Annotated in this window: 15 protein-coding genes; 3 read left to right on the top strand and 12 right to left on the bottom strand. The window is 67.6% G+C overall.

The annotated features are described in order from the left end of the window. Positions 1–521 precede the first annotated feature (521 nt). From ACQ1RG_RS06690 to ACQ1RG_RS06655, 8 genes are all read right to left on the bottom strand, one after another. Positions 522–1,706: an NAD(P)-dependent malic enzyme gene (locus ACQ1RG_RS06690; RefSeq protein ID WP_009380353.1), complete on the bottom strand. Its 1,185-nt coding sequence runs from the start codon at positions 1,704–1,706 to the stop codon at positions 522–524. A 369-nt stretch (positions 1,707–2,075) separates the two neighbouring features. Then, positions 2,076–3,101, bottom strand: coding sequence for a CNNM domain-containing protein (locus tag ACQ1RG_RS06685; protein WP_430600760.1), 1,026 nt, complete (start codon positions 3,099–3,101; stop codon positions 2,076–2,078). Next, positions 3,098–4,546 (bottom strand): hemolysin family protein, encoded by a 1,449-nt coding sequence (locus ACQ1RG_RS06680; RefSeq protein WP_430600759.1) that lies wholly within the window; start codon positions 4,544–4,546, stop codon positions 3,098–3,100. The genes ACQ1RG_RS06685 and ACQ1RG_RS06680 overlap by 4 nt, the downstream gene beginning before the upstream one ends. A gap of 202 nt (positions 4,547–4,748) precedes the next feature. Next, a complete protein-coding gene (locus ACQ1RG_RS06675; RefSeq protein WP_430600758.1) occupies positions 4,749–5,510 on the bottom strand; it encodes a glycosyltransferase in 762 nt (253 codons plus the stop codon). After that, positions 5,510–6,898, bottom strand: a complete 1,389-nt coding sequence (locus tag ACQ1RG_RS06670) for a PIG-L family deacetylase (RefSeq protein WP_430600757.1) — start codon at positions 6,896–6,898, stop codon at positions 5,510–5,512. The genes ACQ1RG_RS06675 and ACQ1RG_RS06670 overlap by 1 nt, the downstream gene beginning before the upstream one ends. Beyond that, complete coding sequence (locus ACQ1RG_RS06665) at positions 6,895–7,947, bottom strand: acyl-CoA dehydrogenase family protein (RefSeq protein WP_119296806.1); 1,053 nt, start codon at positions 7,945–7,947, stop codon at positions 6,895–6,897. The genes ACQ1RG_RS06670 and ACQ1RG_RS06665 overlap by 4 nt, the downstream gene beginning before the upstream one ends. 161 nt (positions 7,948–8,108) lie before the next feature. Further along, entirely contained in the window at positions 8,109–8,777 is a 669-nt protein-coding gene (locus tag ACQ1RG_RS06660) for a TetR/AcrR family transcriptional regulator (protein WP_063249994.1), read from the bottom strand. A 189-nt stretch (positions 8,778–8,966) separates the two neighbouring features. Further along, a complete protein-coding gene (locus ACQ1RG_RS06655; RefSeq protein WP_009380367.1) occupies positions 8,967–9,239 on the bottom strand; it encodes a GlsB/YeaQ/YmgE family stress response membrane protein in 273 nt (90 codons plus the stop codon). Positions 9,240–9,608: 369 nt separating this feature from the next. Here ACQ1RG_RS06655 and ACQ1RG_RS06650 point away from each other — a divergent pair, with 369 nt between their 5' ends. Beyond that, a complete protein-coding gene (locus ACQ1RG_RS06650) occupies positions 9,609–11,015 on the top strand; it encodes an alpha,alpha-trehalose-phosphate synthase (UDP-forming) (protein ID WP_430600756.1) in 1,407 nt (468 codons plus the stop codon). Positions 11,016–11,078: 63 nt separating this feature from the next. On the opposite strand, the gene ACQ1RG_RS06645 is transcribed toward ACQ1RG_RS06650, so the two are convergent. Together ACQ1RG_RS06645 and ACQ1RG_RS06640 are read right to left on the bottom strand one after the other, a co-directional pair. Further along, the gene (locus ACQ1RG_RS06645; protein ID WP_211978235.1) at positions 11,079–11,783 is read right to left on the bottom strand and encodes a response regulator; all 705 of its coding nucleotides are present in this window, start codon (positions 11,781–11,783) and stop codon (positions 11,079–11,081) included. Further along, a complete protein-coding gene (locus tag ACQ1RG_RS06640; RefSeq protein WP_063249991.1) occupies positions 11,773–13,527 on the bottom strand; it encodes an ATP-binding protein in 1,755 nt (584 codons plus the stop codon). The genes ACQ1RG_RS06645 and ACQ1RG_RS06640 overlap by 11 nt, the downstream gene beginning before the upstream one ends. A gap of 140 nt (positions 13,528–13,667) precedes the next feature. Here ACQ1RG_RS06640 and ACQ1RG_RS06635 point away from each other — a divergent pair, with 140 nt between their 5' ends. Both ACQ1RG_RS06635 and ACQ1RG_RS06630 read left to right on the top strand, forming a co-directional pair. Then, positions 13,668–15,065: a cation:dicarboxylate symporter family transporter gene (locus ACQ1RG_RS06635; protein ID WP_211978236.1), complete on the top strand. Its 1,398-nt coding sequence runs from the start codon at positions 13,668–13,670 to the stop codon at positions 15,063–15,065. Positions 15,066–15,366: 301 nt separating this feature from the next. Then, positions 15,367–16,329 (top strand): LCP family protein, encoded by a 963-nt coding sequence (locus ACQ1RG_RS06630; protein ID WP_430600755.1) that lies wholly within the window; start codon positions 15,367–15,369, stop codon positions 16,327–16,329. A 27-nt stretch (positions 16,330–16,356) separates the two neighbouring features. On the opposite strand, the gene ACQ1RG_RS06625 is transcribed toward ACQ1RG_RS06630, so the two are convergent. Together ACQ1RG_RS06625 and ACQ1RG_RS06620 are read right to left on the bottom strand one after the other, a co-directional pair. Then, positions 16,357–17,922, bottom strand: a complete 1,566-nt coding sequence (locus ACQ1RG_RS06625) for a hypothetical protein (protein ID WP_249120929.1) — start codon at positions 17,920–17,922, stop codon at positions 16,357–16,359. Positions 17,923–18,130: 208 nt separating this feature from the next. Beyond that, positions 18,131–18,997: an ATP-grasp fold amidoligase family protein gene (locus ACQ1RG_RS06620; RefSeq protein ID WP_211978238.1), complete on the bottom strand. Its 867-nt coding sequence runs from the start codon at positions 18,995–18,997 to the stop codon at positions 18,131–18,133. Positions 18,998–19,212 lie beyond the last annotated feature (215 nt).

The following is a 19,212-nucleotide window of genomic DNA, read 5'->3' as shown; positions in this document are numbered from 1 at the left end:
GGATGCAGGGTTCACCGAGCTGGAGACACGGCAGGCTCTCGTTGCAAGTTCAACGATCAATCTACTATGGGAACCCATGATTTCGGTCACGAATTCATAACTTTCACAAGATTCCCTGTGATTCGCCTGGCTGATTCCCCTCCGCCCACGGTACGGCTCCCCTGTGCGAACGCTGAGATCCCACGGGCAAGACCGCTTCCCGCGCCATCGAATCGACTGCGAGATCCACGGATCCGTTTCGGCGTGTCATACCACGGCCTCGGCCGTTCATCGACGTCAAGAACGCCTGCCGAGAGTCGCCTCGCACCCCCACACCGCAGACATCAGCACTGGACAGAGACCCCAACGCCCGCCACACCGTTCTCCCGACGCCGCACTCGAACGCCGGCGCGTCAAGACATCTTCCTGTTTTCGTTCCACAATTCGCGCCTCGATTGTTCAACAAAAAACGGCCCCGGGAGTCCTCCCGGGGCCGCTGACCGTTTCCGGTCACTGATCAGTCATGTGCAGTCATCCCTCGATCACCCGCGCGCGACCGCCTCGACCGCGGCGGCGACTGCGGGGGCCACCCGCTCGTCGAGAGCTCCGGGGACGATGTAGTCCGGCGCGAGGTCGTCGCCGACGAGCGCGGCGATCGCACTCGCCGCGGCAAGCTTCATCTCCTCGGTGATGTACGTGGCATCGGCGTCGAGCGCTCCGCGGAAGACCCCCGGGAACGCGAGGACGTTGTTGATCTGGTTCGGGAAGTCGCTGCGACCGGTGGCGACGACCGTGGCGTACTGCGCGGCGACGTCGGGGGCGACCTCGGGGTTGGGGTTCGAGAGCGCGAAGATGATCGCGTCGTCGGCCATGGTCGAGAGCAGCTCCGGGTCGATCGTGCCCGAGGAGAGCCCGATGAACACGTCGGCTCCGTCAAGGGCTGTCTCCACTCCCCCGCTCATCCCCCGCGGGTTCGAGTCCGCGGCGATCGCCTGTTTCGTCGGGGTGAGGTCGCTGCGCCCGGATTCGACGATGCCCTTCGAGTCGAGGACGACGATGTCGGAGACACCGGCCTCGTGGAGGATCTTCGTCACGGCGACGCCTGCCGCACCCGAGCCGGAGATGACGACCTTGAGGTCGGTGATGTCCTTGCCGACGACGCGCGCGGCATTCATCAGCGCCGCGAGGACGACGATCGCGGTCCCATGCTGGTCGTCGTGCATGACGGGGATGTCGAGGGCGGCCTTGACCCGGTCCTCGATCTCGAAGCACCGCGGCGCGGAGATGTCCTCGAGGTTGATCGCCCCGAAGGTCGGGGAGATCCGCACGATCGTGTCGACGATCTCGTCGACGTCGTTGGTGTCGATGACGATGGGGATCGCGTTGAGCCCGGAGAAGCGCTTGAACAGGGCACACTTGCCCTCCATCACGGGCAGGGACGCGCTCGCGCCGATGTCGCCGAGTCCGAGCACGGCCGATCCGTCGGAGATCACCGCGACGAGGCGCCCGGACCACGTCAGCTCCTTCGCCCGTTCGGGCTCCTCGGCGATCGCGGTGCACACACGGGCGACGCCCGGGGTGTAGGCGATCGAGAGGTCGCGCTGGGTCTCGAGCGGACGGGTGAGTTCGACGGCGAGCTTGCCGTGGTGGTGTCCTGCGAAGATCTCGTCTTCGGTGATGGCGGCGGCCGGAGCCTGTCCCTTGTCGTCAGCGGTCGGTGTCGTCATCGATGATCCTCGTCGTCAGTGGGGACGGCCCGCCTCGGCGGCCGTCGTCGTGGTCTCACATTGCAGGTCGGACCGGTGAGCCGGTCGGACGCTGGCGCAGTCGCAGTCGCCGCAGGGTGGCCGGTGACGCCGCGCGCACCCTGCCGACCGGGGTGGGGGTCGGACGATCGCGCGCTCCACGACCGGCCCGCCTGAGGCGGGCGCGGACCTCCTAGGTCGGTCGTCGTGCCAGCATAACCCATGGATCGGACGCGGAGGTGTCCCAGCTCACCCCGCCGAGGCGGCCGGTCCACTCCGTGCGCACCCGTGCTCTTCGCCCGGCTGACTCCAGCTCTCCGCCCGGCTGGCTCCCGAAGGTCCGGCCCGAACTCAGAGCGTGATGCTCGACCCGTCGGGCAGGATCCGCCGGAGCATGTCGGCCATCGTCACCGCACCGACGATGCGCTCGTCGCGGGTGACGACGGCAAGCTGCTCGGCTTCATCGCGCATGAGGGTGAGTGCCTCGTGGACCGGCAGTTCCGCGTCGAGGACGAGGCAGTCGCGGGTGAACTCCTCGATCCCGTGGTCGGCGGGCAGGAGGAGCACATCGCGGACGTGGACGACCCCCGGTGCCTTCCCCGCGCGCTCGACGAGGATGCGCATGTGTCCGGACTCCGCCGCGAGGTCGCGCACCTTCCCGGCCGTCGCCGTCTCCGGCACCGAGGTCAGCGCACGCGTCCCGCCGGGCAGCAGGCTGCCCACGCTCATCCTCTGGAGTTCGAAGACGTGGGTGAGCTGGTCGCGGTAGGCGTCGTCGAGTTCGCCGGCGGCCGCCGAATGCTCGACGAGCTGCCGGATCGTATCGATGTCCTGCCCGCCGAGCGCCCGCGATTCCGCGGGGGTGTATCCGCTTGCGGCCACGAGCCTGTTGGCGACGCTGTTGACCCAGACGAGCAAGGGGCGCAGCAGCCACGCGAGGGCTCGGGCCGGCAGGGCGATGATCGTCGCCGCGAGCTCGGGGTGGGCGATGGCCCACGACTTCGGCGCCATCTCACCGATGACGAGGTGGAGGAACGTGACGAAGAGGAGGGAGAGGACGAAGGCGGCCGAGTCGGCGAGCCAGAACGGCGCGCCCACTGCGCTGAAGAGCGGGGCCAGCCACGCGTCGACGGCGGGCTTCGTGATCGCGCCGAGCGCGAAGGTGCAGATCGTGATCCCGAACTGGGCGACGGCGAGCATGATCGTCAGCTCGTTCATTCCCCGCAGCGCCGCCCGCGCAGGCGCCGAGGTCGACGCCTGTTCCTCGAGCCGGTGCCGGCGGGCGGCAAGCAGAGAGAACTCGATGATGACGAAGAACGCGCTGAGCACGATGAGTGCGATCGTGCCGATGATGACGAAGAGCGGTGAGTCGGTCATCGGTCCCTCCCTTCCTCAGCGGCGGACTCACCCGTGTCGCGGCCTCCCGCGTCGGGGCCATCCGCAACAGGGTCGTCGGCGGCCGATTCATCGGCGGTGGTCTCGATGAGCGTCACCCGCATCTGCCCGGGCACGTGGCGGTCGACGGTGAGCACCTCGACGTCGAGCTCGCGTTCGACGGGGTCGTCGGAGAGGAGGTCGGACGCCTCGGCGAGGACGGGCACGGTGACCCGGTCGCCGGCCTCGGGGAACCCGCCGCTCGTGGCGATGACGAGCCCCGCGAGGGTCTCGAAGTCGCCCTCGGGCAGGTCGTAGCCGACGATGCGGCGCACCTCGTCGAGCGGCATGCCTCCGTCGGCCATCCAGGTCTGCGGGGCCTCTTCGACCATCGCGGTGGGGCTCTCCTCGTCGTGTTCGTCGGTGATCTCGCCGACGAGCTCCTCGGCGACGTCCTCGGTCGTGAGGATGCCGGCGAGGTCGCCGTACTCGTCGATGACGCAGGCGAGCTGCGAATCGCCGCGGTTCATCTCCGCGAGCGCATCGGGCAGAGCCATGAGGGTGGGGACGACGACGGGCGGACGCATGATCGTCGTCACCGGAGCGTCCATCGGCTCGCTCGTGCGCAGGAGGTCGACGAGTTCGACGACGCCGACCGGCGCCTCGGTCTCGTCGAGGACCGGGTAGCGGCTGTGCGCGTGGGCCATGAGCTCGCGCAGCTCCCCGAGGGTGACCTCGTGGTCGACCGTGGCCACACGGGAGCCGGGGATCATCGCGTGTTCGACGTCGGCATCGGGGAACTCGAGCACTCGGTCGATGAGGAGCGAGAGGTCGGTGGGCAGGTCACCGGTCTGCCGAGACTCCTCGATGACGCGGCGGAGTTCGTCGGCGGACACGCTCGGGTCGACGTCGTGGACGGGTTCGACGCGCAGCAGCCTGAGGAAGAGGTTCGCGGCGACGTCGAAGATCGCGATGAGCCAGCCGAAGACGGCAAGGTAGATCTGCGTCGACCGGGCGAGGGCGAGCGCAAGGGTCTCGGGGGCGGCGATCGCGAGGTTCTTCGGGTAGAGCTCGCCGAAGACCATCTGCACGATCGTCGCGACGAGGAGCACGCCGACGGTCGTCACGGCGACCGTGACCGCCGGCGGGATGTCGAGTCCCCCGAGAAGCGCGCCGAGGGACTGGCCGATCATCGGTTCGGCGACGTAGCCGACGAGCAGACCGGTGACGGTGATGCCCAGCTGCGCGCCGGAGAGCATGAATGATGTGCGTTTGGTGACGGCGAGCGCCCGCTTGGCGGCGGGGTCCCCGTTCTCCGCGCGGGCTGCGAGCCGCGAGCGGTCGACGGACATGTACGCGAATTCCTGGGCGACGAAGTACCCGTTCGCGGCGATGATGATGAGGACGAGGACGCAGCCGATCGCCAGCATCAGGAGTTCGGAGCCCATGGGGCGCTCACCCCCGCCCCGGCCGGCCGATCAGAGGCGCGACGATGCGCGCTCAGTTCACAATTCCAACAGTCGCCGGGGTCGTCGGACGACGACCCCATATCCGCGGTGGTTCCCACGTGCGGCTTCACTCCATTTCGGTTCTTGAAAAGTCAACTCTCCCCAGCGTACCAAGTTCCCCTGACGCGACAGGATTCTCACATCATCCTGCGTGGGACTTCTCAGCATCGATGTCGCCGAGGCGGCCGTCCGTCTCGTCGGCGAGCTCCCGCAGGTAGGTGCTGAATCCTCCGTGGCAGCGACCGAGCATCCGCGCCGAGGTGACGACCCGGCAGTCGTCGGTCCGCCGGACGGTGCCCCCGACCGCGGTCACGGCGTGGACCATCGCGACGTCCTCGCCGAGGCGCAGCGGCGGACATCCGCCGATCCGCACGAAGTGCGAGCCCCGGATCCCGAGGTTCGCTCCGAACACGTGGTCGTGACCCTCGCCGAGGTGGTGCGCGGCGAACCATGCCTCGATGAGGTCGTCGTTGCCGACGTCGGCTCGGGGTTCGACGGTGCCGACGACGCAGTCCGCGCCCTGCCCGGCATGGTCGAGGTGCGCGGTGATCCAGTTCTCGGGCACCCGGGTGTCCGCGTCGGTGAAGACGAGCCACGTGCGCTCGAGCACAGCCTCGTCGGCATCGACCGCGGCGATCGCATCGAGCGCCGCCTGTGCCCCGGCGTCGCGGGCGCGGCCGACGTTGCCGAAGGGCACGGTCATAGGAGTGACGACCGGGTGCCTGGCGGCGAAGCGCTCGATGAGGTCGGCGGTGCCGTCGGCGCATCTGTCGGCGACGGCGATGATCTGCACCGAGGACAGGGGGCTCGCGGCCTCGACCGCGGCGACGAGCGCGGTGAGGCAGCCGAGGATCTCCGCTTCCTCGTTGTGGGCGGGCACGACGACGGCGACGTGGTCGATCATCACGCCTCCTCCCCGCCGACGCGCACCGTGCGGGAGACGTGGAGGACGTCGAGCCGGTACTCGCCGACATCGTGGTGGAGGCGAAGGGCATCCGGCCAGCGGTCGAGGCAGATCGCGTGGACCTGCGCGGCGTCGAGCGGCCAGTCCTCGATCTCCCCGGTCCAGTGGCAGAGGACGAGAATGAAGTCGTCGCGGGTCGACTCCGCGATCTGGTCGAGGGTCTGCTCGAGCTGCACGGGTGTGAGGTAGTAGCCGGTCTCGGCGAGGACAACGGCGTCGAAGCGGCCTGCCGGCCAATCGTCGGGCAGGGTGCCGTGGACGAAGTCGATGCCGTGCCCGGAATGCCGGCGACGCGCCTCGGCGAGCGCTGCGGAACTCGCGTCGACCGCGGTGACGTGGTCGGCGACCTCGGCGAGGGCACGGCTGAGCTCGCCGATCGAGCACCCGATCTCGAGGATGTGGTCGAACCGTCCCTCCGGCAGGGCGGCGATGAGGGCGCGGCGTTTGGCGATCTCGTAAGCCGAGGTGCGCACCTCCCACGGGTCGGGTCGCTCGGTGTGCACGCGATCGAAGACCGCCTCGGCGGTGCGGGCATCGTTCGTCTCCCGCCCCTTTCCCGTTCCGGCGTGGCCGTCGGCGGGTCCGAAGCGGGTGACGGCGAACGTGTCCCCGCCGCGGGCGAAGTGCGCGAGGAACTCTGCCGGGAGGATCGCCTCGTCGCCGGGCCGGTCCGACAGCGGTCGGATCTGCGAGGGATAGTGCGCCCACAGTGCCTGCCTGTCGAGACCGGCTGGATCGGGGAGGAACTCCCACTCTCGCCATGCACGGTCGGTGGGGTCGGCCCAATGCCAGTACCAGATGGGGAACTCGAGCACCGTCGCCGACCGCCGCCGGCCGACCTCGAGGGCCGCCCGCCCGAGGGTCTCGTGGTCGCCGTGGCCGTCACGGCTGTACGGAGCGACGATCGTCACCGGGGCGGGCAGGGCGGAGACGGCGGCGTCCACCTCGGCGAGGATCTCCTCATACCGGGCCGGAAGCCCACCGTCGCCGAGGTCGAGGAACCGCGCCGTGATCGACCCTCCCAGCCCGGTGAGGGCGGAGTCGAACTCGGCAAGGCGGATCTCCCGCAGCTGCTCGGGGGTGTGCGTCGGGGACTGCGGGTGGGAGTTCTCCCCAGCCGTGCACAGAAGGACATCGACGTCGCGCCCCTCCGCACCGAGGCGGGTGAGCAGTCCCGGACAGCCGAGGGCCTCGTCGTCGGGGTGGGCGAGGAGGACGACGACGGACCCGCCCGGCAGGGTGTCCGGCGCGAACCGGGGCAGCCCGGCGACCCCGGCCTCCGCCCACGCGTCCTCCGGGGTCGTCTCGTCGAGGTGGGTGAAGGTCATCGTGGTGTCGCGTCGGCGACGATCGCCTCGCCGAGGGAGGCTTCGTCGCGGGGGCCGTGGTGCTGGCTGAGGTAGACGGTGAGGTCGGCGTCGGCCTTCGCGAACTCTCGGTCGCCGGTGAGCGCTGCGGGACCGGCGAGTTCGCGGCTGAGCTCCTGGATGCGCTGGCACGCGCGGTAGACGAGGTTGCGCACGCGCAGGGCCTGGGTCCACGAGTCGTCGTGGGAGTCGATGTCGCCGCTGCCGGCGAGCTGCGCGGCGTGGGCGAGGACCGTGCGGGCGGCCGTGATCTCCGTGTCGATCTGTCCCAGCGTCATCGCCCCCAGGGGTGAGGGCTGGGGCCTTCCGAAGTGGCGCTGGGCTGCGTTGCGGGCGAGCCCGAGCGCCCCGCCGAACCAGCACGCCGCGACGCGGATGCCGCCCCACGCGAACCCGGGCCGCTGCAGGTACCACTCAGGCGGTCCGACCGCGGTGGCACGCGCGCCGTCGAAGACGATGGGGCCGCTGGGGATCTCGGCGAGCCCGAGGGCCGGCCAGTCCGCCTCGGCGGGGTGGACCCCGGGCCCGGTGAGGTCGACGGCCACGGTCTGTCGGGCCTCGCCGAGGCGGACGGAGACGATGGCGTGGGTGAGCTCGGTCGCGAGCGAGCACCAGGCCTTCTCCCCGTGGAGGACGAGCGTGCCGTCGGCCGCCGGGGTCGCGGTGACGACTCTGCCGGGGATCTCGGCGGCGAAGACGCCCCATGAGGACTCCGGCCCCGGGGTGGGGTGTCCCGCCTCGGCGAGGATGCCGAGGGCGTCGATGTGGGGTTCGAGCATGCGGGCGACGGCGACATCAGCGGAGGCGATGGCGGTGAGCGCGTCCCACTGCTTGAGCGCCGAGGAGGTGCCGGTGAGGTTCCAGAACCCCTGGAGTGCTGCGAGCCGCGTGGCCAGCGGTGCGGTGCTCGTGACGAGTTTGAGGAATTCGTCCTCATGGGGCGAATCGGTGCCCGGCCGGTACCAGGGCTTGGTGAGTTCGGTGAGGGCTCCGACGAGCGGTGTGTGCATGGGCGGGACTCATCCCTTCGATCGGTGGGGCGGTTCCGAAGTCGACAGTCGAGGACCCGTCAGGACCTGACCGTCATGATGTGAGGGCGGCGGCGCCTGGCTGCCGTCGGCGGCCCGCGCCGACGTCGGCGCGGTGGTCCGTTCGGTGGGGGCGGCTCGGGTCACGAGTCCTTTGTCGTGCGGATGCGTTCGATGAGGTCGTCGAGGCCGTCATCGAACTCGCGGTCGGAGTGGTCTTCGGCGAGCATGTCCTGGAGGCGGTTGAGCGTCGGGTAGTTCCCGAGGCTCTCACTGCTCTCCCCGCCGTCGGCGTCGTCGTCGATCTCAGAGGCGATGTCGATGCCGAGCGCGGAGACCTCGAGGACGAGGTGACCGAGGAGGAAGCTCGTGAAGGCCTTGTAGGCGTCGACGACACGGTCGTCGGAGAAGCCGTAGTCCTGGAGCGTGGAGAGGAAATAATCGACCCAGCGCACGCTGCGCAGCGGCGGGCGCAGCCACGGCGCCTCCGGCGGTTGGGTGATCATGAGCGGGAACATCCGCGGATGGCTGAGCGCGAGGTCGCGCATTGCGTTCGCGACGAACCGCAGAAACGCCTCCCATGATGCGGGCTGCTCCTGCATCAGCTCGTCGTCGAAGAGATCGTCGATGAGCTCATCGACGGCCAGCGAGACGAGCTCTTCGCGTCCCGAGACATAGTTGTACAGGGCCATTGCCTCCACCTCGAGCGACATCCCCAGTCGGCGCATGGACAGCGATTGCACACCGAACTCATCGATGAAGGCAATCGCCGCCCGGACGATGTCCTCTTGGCGCAAGCGCTGACGGGCCATTACTACTCCTGGAATCACTGATCCCGGTCGGGGAGGCCGATGCCACCCCGACCGCGATCTGTCGCGAGGTCCTCGTTCGTGCCCGAACCGTCGGACCGGCGTCGGCGGCGGGCGCGTTCACTGCCCAGTTTAGTGCACTGAACGCGCCCACCGAGATGACCTGCGACGCTGTGTTCACAGGTCAGCGACTCACGCGTTGGTCGCGCGCGAACGACCGGTGATCAGTCCCCAGATGAGGAGGACGATGATCGAACCGCCGATGGCGCACAGCCACGTCGAGAGCGAGAAGAACGCGTTCATCTCAGCGCCGAAGATCAGGCCACCGAGCCAGCCTCCGACCAGGGCGCCGATGACGCCGAGGATGAGGGTGGCGATCCAGCCGCCGCCCTGCCGACCGGGCAGGATGGCCTTGGCGATGGCACCGGCGATGAGGCCGAGAATGAGATAAGCGATGAAACCCATAAGTAACTTCCTTCAACTGCATAATGGGATCCGGTGGGCCTCTGAGTCCGCCGCGACCGTATCGGTCGCTCGAGCTCACAGGAGTCGCGGATCAGCGGCCTGGCCTTGGTTTCCAGGTCCAGGAGATCAGCGCGGAGACAAGCCGCCTCGCTGCTTTCTTACACTGTAATCCCACTGGGATCGCAATGCCAACAAAAGCCATGAGGCCGCCGCGAGAAGGCGATTCACCGGCAAGTCGACCAGGGTTCATTTTTCCGGCTTTACGACGTAAAGTAGAGGGCGGTATTCTCGTCGCGAACAGGCAGTGCCTCCCGGTGCGCCCGGCCCCGAGAATCGCGGCAGCCGTCCGGCTGCCGCTGAGAGATCATCGTGTCCACAGAATCACAGCGCCACAGGTTCCTTGTCGTCGCCAACCGGCTGCCCTGCCAGCGGGCCGCCGACGCCTGGAGGTCCTCTCCCGGCGGTCTCGTCGCCGCCCTCTCCCCCGTCGCCCAGCGCCACGGCGGCGCGTGGGTCGGCTGGTCCGGCATCGCCGACGACGAGACCGAACCCGAGCAGCAGTCCGACATGGCCCTCATCCCCGTGCGCCTGAGTGCAGACGAGGTCGAATCCCATTACGAGGGGTTCGCCAACAGCACCGTCTGGCCGCTCTATCACGACCATGTCGTCGCTCCGCAGTTCAAGCGGTCATGGTGGGAGGCCCACCAGCGGGTCAACCGTCGCTTCGCCGAGGAGGTCGCCGCCTCGGCGGCACCCGATGCGCTCGTGTGGGTCCATGACTATCAGCTCCAGCTCGTTCCCGGACTCGTCCGGTCGATGCGGCCCGATGTGCGGCTCGGGTACTTCACGCACATCCCGTTCCCGCCCGTCGAGCTCTTCGCGCAGCTGCCGTGGCGGACCGAGGTGCTCTCGGGCATCCTCGGCGCCGACGTCATCGGCTTCCAACGACAGGCTGACGTCGAGAACTTCATCGCCGCGTGCACCCGCATCCTCGGCGTCGACCCGCGCGAGGACGGCACCATCGTCGGCGCCTATCCGGTCTCCGTCGACTCCGAGCGCATCGGCACGCTCGCGAAGAGCGCCGTGCGCGACGGGGCACCGTCCAGAATCCGATCCGAGCTCGGCGATCCGGAGACCGTGCTCCTCGGCATCGACCGACTCGACCACACGAAGGGGATCCTCGAGCGACTGCTCGCCGTCGAGGAGCTCTTCGACGACGGCACCCTCGACCCGGCGACGACACGGTTCGTCCAGATTGCCGTGCCCTCGCGTGAGGCGATCCCGGCCTACCGTCAGCTGCGCGCCGACGTCGAACGGACGGTGGGGCGGATCAACGGGAAGTTCGGCGGTCTCGGCGGGGCGAGCATCCACTACCTCCACCGCGAGTACCCGTTCGACGACGTCGTCAAGTGGTACCTCACCGCCGATGTCCTGCTCGCGACCTCGCTGCGCGACGGGATGAACCTCGTCGCCAAGGAATACGTCGCCGCCCGGCGCGGCCGCGGCGGGGTGCTCGTCCTCTCGGAGTTCGCCGGTGCCGCCGATGAGCTCACCGAGGCCCTCATCGTCAACCCGCATGACCGCGATGCGCTCAAGGACGCGATCGCCGAGGCGGTGGCGACGGAGGCGGCGAGCGCGCACTCGCGCATCGAGGCGATGGCGACGACGGTGGCAGATCACAGTCTCTGCCGGTGGGCCACCCGGTTCCTCGACGACCTCGAGGCCGCGGTCCACGAGACCCCCGGAGCCCTGCCGAGGCTGAGCGCCCTGCAGTGAGGGGCAGGCAGTGACGCGCCGACGGTGACCTGCCGCCGCGCTGCCGGTCCTCTCCGCGCGCCCCTACGCCCAGCGGTACTCGTACTCGGGGCGGCCCGGGGTGCCGTGCCGGGGCTGCTTGACCGCCTGCCGGGTGGTCACGAGGTGTTCGAGGTAGCGACGGACCGTGACCCGGGAGAGGTCGAGCTCCCGCCCCACCTCGGTCGCCGACACCGGTGCCGGTGCCTCCCGCACCGCCGCCGAGACCGTCTCGAGCGTCTCCTCGATGAGACCCTTGGGCAGGCGGCCCGGGGCGACCGACCGGAGGGCGCTGAGCGCGCTGTCGACCGATTCCTGCGTCGCGAGCTCCCCTCCCCCGCTCAGGCCCTGCCGGAACGCCCGCTGGTTCTCGAGCTTCTCCCGGAACGCGGCGAACGCGAACGGTTTGATGAGGTACTGCGTGATCCCCACCGCGATCGCCGAGCGGATCACCGGCAGATGCCGCACCGCGGTGATCGCGATGATGTCGACCCCGGTGTTCCGGCTCGTCATCCGCTTGGCCACCTCCAGCCCGTGGGCGTCGACGAGGTTCATGTCGAGGAGGACGAGGTCGACCGGCCTGCCCTCCGCGGTCAACGCGTCGAAGCGCTCGAGTGCCGCAGTCCCGCCGAGGCTGATCCCGGCCACCGTGAAGCCGGGGATCCGCCGGACGAAGTCCGCGTGGGCCTCTACCGCCATCGGGTCGTCCTCGACGATGAGGACCCGCAGGTCGTTCTTCTCAGCGGCCATCCGTGCGCTCCCGCCCCTTCCCTGTCCCTGTCTCTGTCTCTGTCTCTGTATCTGTCTCCGTCGTCGCCTCATCTCCCCCGCCGAGGCGATCGTTCCCTGCCGCCGGATCGTCGGCCCGTGTCACCGGCAGCGTCACCGTGACGATCGCCCCTCCGTCGGATTCAACCGTGAGCTGTCCGCCGAGGCGGGCGACCGCTTGCCGGACGAGCGCGAGGCCGAAGCCGCGCCCGCCGGGGTGCGCGGCCTCGGCTTTGCCTGTGGCACCGAGGCGGAGCATCGCCTCGATCTCCGTCTCGTCGATTCCGGCACCGGAGTCGGCGATGGTGATGATGAGCTCGCCGTCGGCGGCGACGAAGTCCGCCCACACGTGCCGTTCCTCCGAGTCCGCGGCGGCGTCGAGGGCGTTGTCGATGAGGTTGCCGGCGATCGTGACGAGATCGCGGGCGTCGAGGCTGCCCGGCGGCAGCTCCCCGGTCGCGGAGACGGTGAGTTCGATGCCGCGTTCGTGGGCCTGGGCGGCCTTGCCGACCATGAGCGCGGTGATGAAGGGTTCGTCGAGGGAGCCGACGAAGGTGTCGGTGAGCCGCTGGGACTCCTGTTCGTCGCGGACGGCGAAGTCGACCGCCTCGGCGCTGCGCCCGAGCTCGATGAGCGTCGAGACGGTGTGCATGCGGTTGGCGTGCTCATGGGTCTGCGCGCGCAGCGCCTCGGAGAGGGTCCGCATCGTCTCGAGCTCACCGGTGAGTTCGGTGAGGTCCGTGCGGTCGCGCAGGGTGACGACGGTGCCGCTCGCCGCAGAAGCCTCCCCGTCCCGGGACACGCGAGCGTGAGGCTGTGCGGCCCGCTTCTGGTTGAGGACGAGGACACGATCGGCGGTGAGGTGGGTTTCGTCGACGGCGACCCGACCGGAGTCGAGGAGGTCACGGATCGAGGTCGGCAGGGCCACCTCGGCGAGGGGAACCGGCTCATCGTCGGTGGGACGGGGAAGGTCGAGGAGGGCGGCGGCCTCATCGTTGTAGAGGACGAGCTGTCCCCGGTCGTCGACGAGGATGAGGCCCTCACGGAGCGAATGGAGCGCGGAGTCGTAGAACGCGAAGAGCCGTTTGAGCTCCTCGGGCCCGTAGCCGAGGGTGACACGGCGGAGGTAGCGGCTGAGGATCCACGCGCCGAGCCCGCCGAGGGCGATGGCGACGGCGGCGATGATGAGGATCTGCGGCAGCGCCGCGGCGTGGGTGAGCGAGATCGTCTCCAGGGTGACGCCGACGGAGACCATCGCGGTGACTCCACCGGTGTCGTCGACGATGGGGACGATCGCCCGCACCGAGGGGCCGAGCGTGCCGACGTACTCCTCGGTCTCGGCCCGCCCGGTCAGGGCGGTGTCGATGCTGCCGATGTAGGGCCGGCCGATCTCGTCGGGATCCGGGTGGGTGTAGCGGGTGCGGTCGCGGTCCATGATCGTCACGAAGTCGACGTCGGCGGTGTCGACGACGGTCTGCGCGTACGGCTGGAGCCGGGCGGACGGGTCGGGGCCGGTCACCGCCTCGGCGACGAAGGGGTCGTTGGCCAGGGTCTCGGCGATGCTGAGGACCCGGTCCGCGGTCGCATCCCGCGCAGAGTCACGGGCGGTGAGGTAGCTCGTGACGCTGAGGACCGCGCACACGGCGACGATGAGGACGAGCTGGAGGACGAAGAGCCGCCGCGCCAAGGGCACCGACCGACGCCCGGACGTGCGTGATGTCGCCATCGTCTCTCCTTCCCACCGAGACAAGCTTCGCACGCCCGCCCGGCCATGAACACTATGAACGCAACCGTGACAGGCGTCACGGCCCTTGCCACTCTGGGTGAGCGAAAGACCCATCGATCACTCAATGAGGAGACAAGGCAATGCCGCCTGAGAACACGACCCCCGCGCCCACAGCGCAGACTCCTGCGAAGAAGCGGGACCGCACCCACTGGCTCTACATCATGGTCATCGTCGCCGTGGTCTCGGGCGCCGCGATCGGCCTCATCGCCCCTGAGGTCGGCATCGCGCTCAAGCCGCTGGGCACGGCGTTCATCGCGCTCATCAAGATGATCATCGCCCCGATCATCTTCTGCACGATCGTCCTCGGCGTCGGGTCGGTCGCGAAGGCCGCGACCGTCGGCAAGGTCGGGGGCCTGGCGATGATCTACTTCCTCTGCATGGCCACCCTGGCGCTCATCATCGGCCTCGTCGTCGGCAACCTCATCCACCCCGGCACCGGACTCCAGCTCAAGCCCTACGAGGATGCTGCCGGCGGGGAGGAGAACGCCACCGTCGTCTTCCTCCTCGGCCTCATCCCCGGGGACATCCCGGTGCTGCCGACCCTCGTCCTCGCGCTCCTCGTCGGGTTCGCCCTGCAGTCGATGGGCAAGGCGGGCGAACCGGTCATCACCGGCATTCGCCACATCCAGGCCGTCGTCTTCAAGCTCATGATGATGATCATGTGGGCAGCCCCCGTCGGCGCGTTCGGTGCGATCGCCGCGGTCGTCGGCGCCACCGGGTGGGCGGCGATCGGGTCGATGGCCGTGCTCATGGGTGCCTTCTACCTCACGTGCGCCCTCTTCATCGTCATCGTCCTCGGCGGTCTGCTCAAGATCGTCACCGGACTCAACATCTTCCTCCTCATGAAGTACCTCGCCCGCGAGTACCTGCTCATCTTCTCGACCTCGTCCTCGGAGTCGGCGCTGCCGCGGCTGCTCGCGAAGATGGAGCATGCCGGGGTCTCGAAGCCGGTCGTCGGCATCACCGTGCCCACCGGGTACTCGTTCAACCTCGACGGGACCGCGATCTACCTGACGATGGCCGCGCTCTTCGTCTCGAGTGCGATGGGCATGCCGATGGACCTTGGGCAGCAGATCTCGCTCCTCGTCTTCATGATCATCGCCTCGAAGGGGGCAGCCGGTGTCACCGGCGCCGGACTCGCCACCCTCGCCGCAGGCCTCCAGGCGCACCGGCCCGAGCTGCTTGACGGCATGGGCGTCATCGTCGGCATCGACAAGTTCATGTCCGAGGCCCGCGCGCTGACGAACTTCACCGGCAACGCCGTGGCCACCCTGCTCATCGGCCGGTGGACGAAGGAGCTCGACCTCGACCAGGCGCGGGCGGCACTGAACGGGTCGAGTCCCTTCGACGAGCTCAGCCTCGACCCGGAGAACCACGGCGGGACCGTCGAATCGCCCGAGGTGGAGGCACCGGAGTCCGGGTCACCGCAGTCCGAGGCACCGGCGTCCGGGGCACCGGCAACGCTGTCGCGGACGTGAGGCTGTCGCGCCCGCAACGCTATCGCGGACGTGAGCGCGAGGTGACGGCGGACTGAACTGTGAGAGACCCGGCGGGGCGGAGGCGCGATTGCGTCTCCGCCCCCGTCGTGTTCGCTCCCTTTGCCCTGCCGGTGGCGATAGAGTTTGAGGTGCGTCAGTGAGCCTCTCACCTCCCCTTCCACCAGGATCTCGTCCGTGGTCGGCGATGAGGCTGCGAGCCCGGGCGGAGCCGATGGTCGTCGGGTTCACGGATCCGGCTCACCGACGTGAAGAATCGAAATGCGCTGAGAGGGGAACGGCGATGGTCAGGCTCAAGACGGTGGCATCGGCCCTGGGGTCGCTCGGCGACATCAACAAGGCCCGGGCAGCGTTCGACGACTCCTCCCGCAAGCTCGCCGACGAGCAGGCGTTCCCACCCGCCGACATCCGCCCCACGGCCAGCGACGCGCGGACGATTGCTCTGCGCGTCACCACTCCGACCGTGCCCGGGGAGGCGGCTGGGTCCGTGCCCGGCACGGCTCCGGCCGAACCCGCCGCGGCGGCGGACTCGAGCGTCAACGACCTCTTCGCCCTCGTCCATGTGCCCGCGACCGGTGACACGGCAGGATTCCTCGTCCTCAACCCGTCCGTCGAGATCGAATCCGGACGCAGCCTCGCCTCCCTCGTCGACGAGGGAGGATGGCCGGTCTTCGTCGCCATCGCCGAGGAGGTCTTCGGTGTCCGCGTCGACCATGTCGTCGAGCTCTCCGCCGAGGCGCTCGGCAACGTCATCGACGTCATCGGCCCCGTAGCCGTCTACGGCAGGACCCCGTTCGAGGCCGAAGGCACGTCGTTCGTCGAGGGGACGAACTCACTCGACGGCGCCGCCGCGGTGACGTTCGCCTCGGCGGCCGCCGTCGACGATGCCGGACAGACGCGCACCCGCAACCAGCGGGCTCTGCTGCGCGCGCTCGTCCAGGCGCTGCGACAGGGCGGGCTGGCGAAGGATCCGGCGAAGCTCACGGCGGTGCTCAACGCGGTGTCAGCCGGGGTCCGCACCGATCGAGGGCTGACGACGATCGAGTTGGGCAAGCTCGCCAATGTCATCCGGCAGATCCCGCAGGACGACGTCATCGCCGTGACGGTGCCGGCGAAATCCGAGCGGTTGGCGGACGGGACGGTAAGGGTGGCTTTCGACGCCGAGGCGCTGCCCGCTCTGCGGCAAGCCCTCAGCGGGCACGACCTCAAGGAGTTCCTCCGCTACGTCGCGTCGCTCGGGTACTGAGGCGAAGCCGCGAGAGTGCTAGCCGGGTCAGTCCTTGCTCATGATGAACACGGTCGCTGAGCTGGCGGCAAGATCGATGCGCAGCTCGTTGTCGTCCGTGGGGCTCGCCGTCGGAGCCGGCCCGCTGTAGGGCACAGTGTCCGGCAGCGGGTTGGCGGGGATGACTTGGGTGGCGTTCTTCGCCTCGTTCGAAGGCCCGTAGATCTGGGAGGCCCGGTCGATGGAGAAGCCGTCGGGGATCTCGAGTGTGACCGGGTTGCCGCCGATGTCAGCGGCGTCGTTGGCGTTGATGACCGTGGTGACGAGGCTCTGGCCGTCGTTCTTGGTGACGGTGTAGGCGCTCATGTTCCCGCCGCCGTCGATGTCCGTCTTCGTGAAAGTGCCGCCGATGCTCGGGACGAGGAGGCGCATCGCCGCGAAGTGCGGGCGACCCTGCAACGTATTCGAGGCGGTGCCGTGGTCGGCGGGGTCGCAGACGAGCGACATCGGGGCACCGCCGTTGCAGGCACCGAGCATCGAGTGCATGGCAAGGCGGTCGACGCCGAGGGAGGCTGCGTAGAGCGTGAAGTCGGCAGCCCACAGGGACATCGCGTTGGTCAGAGAGGTGTCGTTCGTGCCGCCGCAGCTCGTCGGGCCGGTCTCCTCGAGCCAGAGCGGGAGGCCGGCGGCGTCGGCCTTGGCCAGGCCGATGCCGATATTCTTCTTTGCGGCCTCCTTGGCGGACGGGTCCAGAAGATTCTCCGGTTCGGGACCACGGCCCGGAACAACATCAGAATCGCAATCGTAAAGCTGATACCAGTGCTGTGCGAGTGCAGCGGTATTCTCAACATCTGCGCCGAGGAAAGCGTCCATCCATGCTCCGTCGAACGCATCCGGCCCGATGATGGGCGCGTCTGGACGTTGAGACCGAATTGCTTCAACGTACGCATTCAGCTGTTCGACGTACTTCGTCTTGTCCCAGTCGTCACCTCGAACAGCACCACCTGGAACATCTTCGACCGTGTAGCCATTCGGCTCGTTGCCAACGGAAATTCCAACCAGGGCCTCGCCCAAAATGTCGATTGCATTGGCAGCCATATCAGCGCCGCGTCTAGGGTCATACTCACCCAGAGGGATACCGATCGTCACGGTGGAACCCGTAAGGTCGACAAGCTTCTTCAACCGTTTGAAATCGTCAGGGGTAACAGCCACCTGCTCGGCCGTCGGCGGGGTCTCTCCCGTCGACGTCCAGAAGGTCCGTCGGTCGAGTCCGTTACCTCCGAACCGCAACGCCGGACTGCCAAGGGAAACAAGCAGATCGTCAAGGTTGGAGGCCGCCGGGTCGAGTCGGGGATCAGCGAGGTCGGTCGCCTCGAACGAGATGCCGATATTTGACGCGCCGAAGTCCTCGCCCGATCCGTCTTCGGAGATGGCAATCGTGCCGGCATCGCCGGTCGGTCTGGGGCCGAGGTTCTGAGCGAACGCCGTCGAAGTCGGGCTCAGCGACGACGCCGACGACTCCGTCGCGGAGTCCCTCGTCGCAGGGTTGAACGAACATCCTGCGATCACCAGCACTGAGGCCAAAGCGCCAACGATATGCAGCGTTCGCTTCACACTTCACCACCCCCGAAAATCAGTGTCCGATGACGTTCGACACCCCGTCAGGTTCGCCCCCGCGGGTGAGCCCCCCAATTGTGCCAACAACCGCCACTAGACCACATCAAAGCAGCCGGTTTAAAACCTACGCCTCAACGCAAAAAGTAACTCAGACAAACCCCAACGAAAGAGCGATCCTCAGGGCGAAACCGACCGTCCAAATAGGTTACTTCGAACTGTCAGTGCGAACGACGTCACGAATCTGCGAACCGTACTTCAATTCCAGACTACCCGACAACCTATCTTCAGCATCTCCCCAAATCCTACCCAGCCGCTCAGCTTCAGACTGACTCATGATCTTCCGGGTACGAGTAATAAAGGTACCGGGATAAAATGTTATCTCGCCCAAATAAACCCCATTAGGCGTGTCGTATAGATCAACACGACAGAAAGCAGTCGGCATTGCACATGAAATTCGACGAGCGACGTTCAAGATTTCCCGCCAGTGTTCAGGAGTCTTCGCCTCGACTATTTCTTCCAAATGCTCCTGATTGTCGGCCACACCGTATCGCAAATGCACGTCAGGAAACGGCAAGAAGTCGCCATCGTAATACATGGCTTTAGCAGGGCTCGAAAGGTGCTGCTCCATCAGCACCATCCCAACCTCCCCTTGGAAGCTATATACGCGAATATCGTCTGGAGGGAAGTTTCCTTGCCGGTCTAAAAGCAGCTCTTCGATAAAGAAGTCACCGCCCTCGCCTTCTCCAAAATAGCGCGTATTGATTTCGTTGGCGCTACCGATTATCTCCTCACGCGAATGATCATCCCCAGTAACGAGATCCCTGAAACCGTCCCGTGTTTTCCGAAGAAGACGGACGCCCAACGACGTAGAGGCAAACGATGGCTTGAGGACGAACTCATTGGGAAGGTCCCCATCCATCAACTGGGCAATCGACCCCGATTTGAGTATCCGAGGAGTGCGAACACCCATCAGATCGGCGATCTGACGCACCCTATTCTTAGCGCCGAGAAATCCAGGGACAAACGGCTCTTTGCCGTCGAGGCGGCGTTGCATTCGTTCGAAGTAGTCCATGAGTCCATTCTAGTCGAAACTGTACACAGCAGGGATTCAAAACCGCCATCTGTTCGTGGAGTCTTAGCGTTGGGCGCAATACCCTGGATTGCCTACCGTTGAGCCTGCACCCTTTGTGACAACAAACTGGGGCCGCACAAGGGCGACCAAAACGAGGAAATCACATAATTTAAGATAAAGACAGCCAGGGAATCCGCAATAGACGTCCTCAAATC

Source organism: Brevibacterium sp. K72, assembly GCF_050562175.1.
GTDB classification, from domain to species: Bacteria; Actinomycetota; Actinomycetes; order Actinomycetales; family Brevibacteriaceae; genus Brevibacterium; species Brevibacterium casei.
The sequence above is the reverse complement of the archived record's forward strand: the minus strand, read 5'-3'. Positions and strand labels throughout refer to the sequence as shown.

Coding starts and splice junctions, on each gene's coding strand:
- ACQ1RG_RS06690 (WP_009380353.1), bottom strand. CDS start 1,706: ATGACGACACCGACCGCTGACGACAAGGGACAGGCTCCGGCCGCCGCC.
- ACQ1RG_RS06685 (WP_430600760.1), bottom strand. CDS start 3,101: ATGACCGACTCACCGCTCTTCGTCATCATCGGCACGATCGCACTCATC.
- ACQ1RG_RS06680 (WP_430600759.1), bottom strand. CDS start 4,546: ATGGGCTCCGAACTCCTGATGCTGGCGATCGGCTGCGTCCTCGTCCTC.
- ACQ1RG_RS06675 (WP_430600758.1), bottom strand. CDS start 5,510: ATGATCGACCACGTCGCCGTCGTCGTGCCCGCCCACAACGAGGAAGCG.
- ACQ1RG_RS06670 (WP_430600757.1), bottom strand. CDS start 6,898: ATGACCTTCACCCACCTCGACGAGACGACCCCGGAGGACGCGTGGGCG.
- ACQ1RG_RS06665 (WP_119296806.1), bottom strand. CDS start 7,947: ATGCACACACCGCTCGTCGGAGCCCTCACCGAACTCACCAAGCCCTGG.
- ACQ1RG_RS06660 (WP_063249994.1), bottom strand. CDS start 8,777: ATGGCCCGTCAGCGCTTGCGCCAAGAGGACATCGTCCGGGCGGCGATT.
- ACQ1RG_RS06655 (WP_009380367.1), bottom strand. CDS start 9,239: ATGGGTTTCATCGCTTATCTCATTCTCGGCCTCATCGCCGGTGCCATC.
- ACQ1RG_RS06645 (WP_211978235.1), bottom strand. CDS start 11,783: ATGGCCGCTGAGAAGAACGACCTGCGGGTCCTCATCGTCGAGGACGAC.
- ACQ1RG_RS06640 (WP_063249991.1), bottom strand. CDS start 13,527: ATGGCGACATCACGCACGTCCGGGCGTCGGTCGGTGCCCTTGGCGCGG.
- ACQ1RG_RS06635 (WP_211978236.1), top strand. CDS start 13,668: ATGCCGCCTGAGAACACGACCCCCGCGCCCACAGCGCAGACTCCTGCG.
- ACQ1RG_RS06630 (WP_430600755.1), top strand. CDS start 15,367: ATGGTCAGGCTCAAGACGGTGGCATCGGCCCTGGGGTCGCTCGGCGAC.
- ACQ1RG_RS06620 (WP_211978238.1), bottom strand. CDS start 18,997: ATGGACTACTTCGAACGAATGCAACGCCGCCTCGACGGCAAAGAGCCG.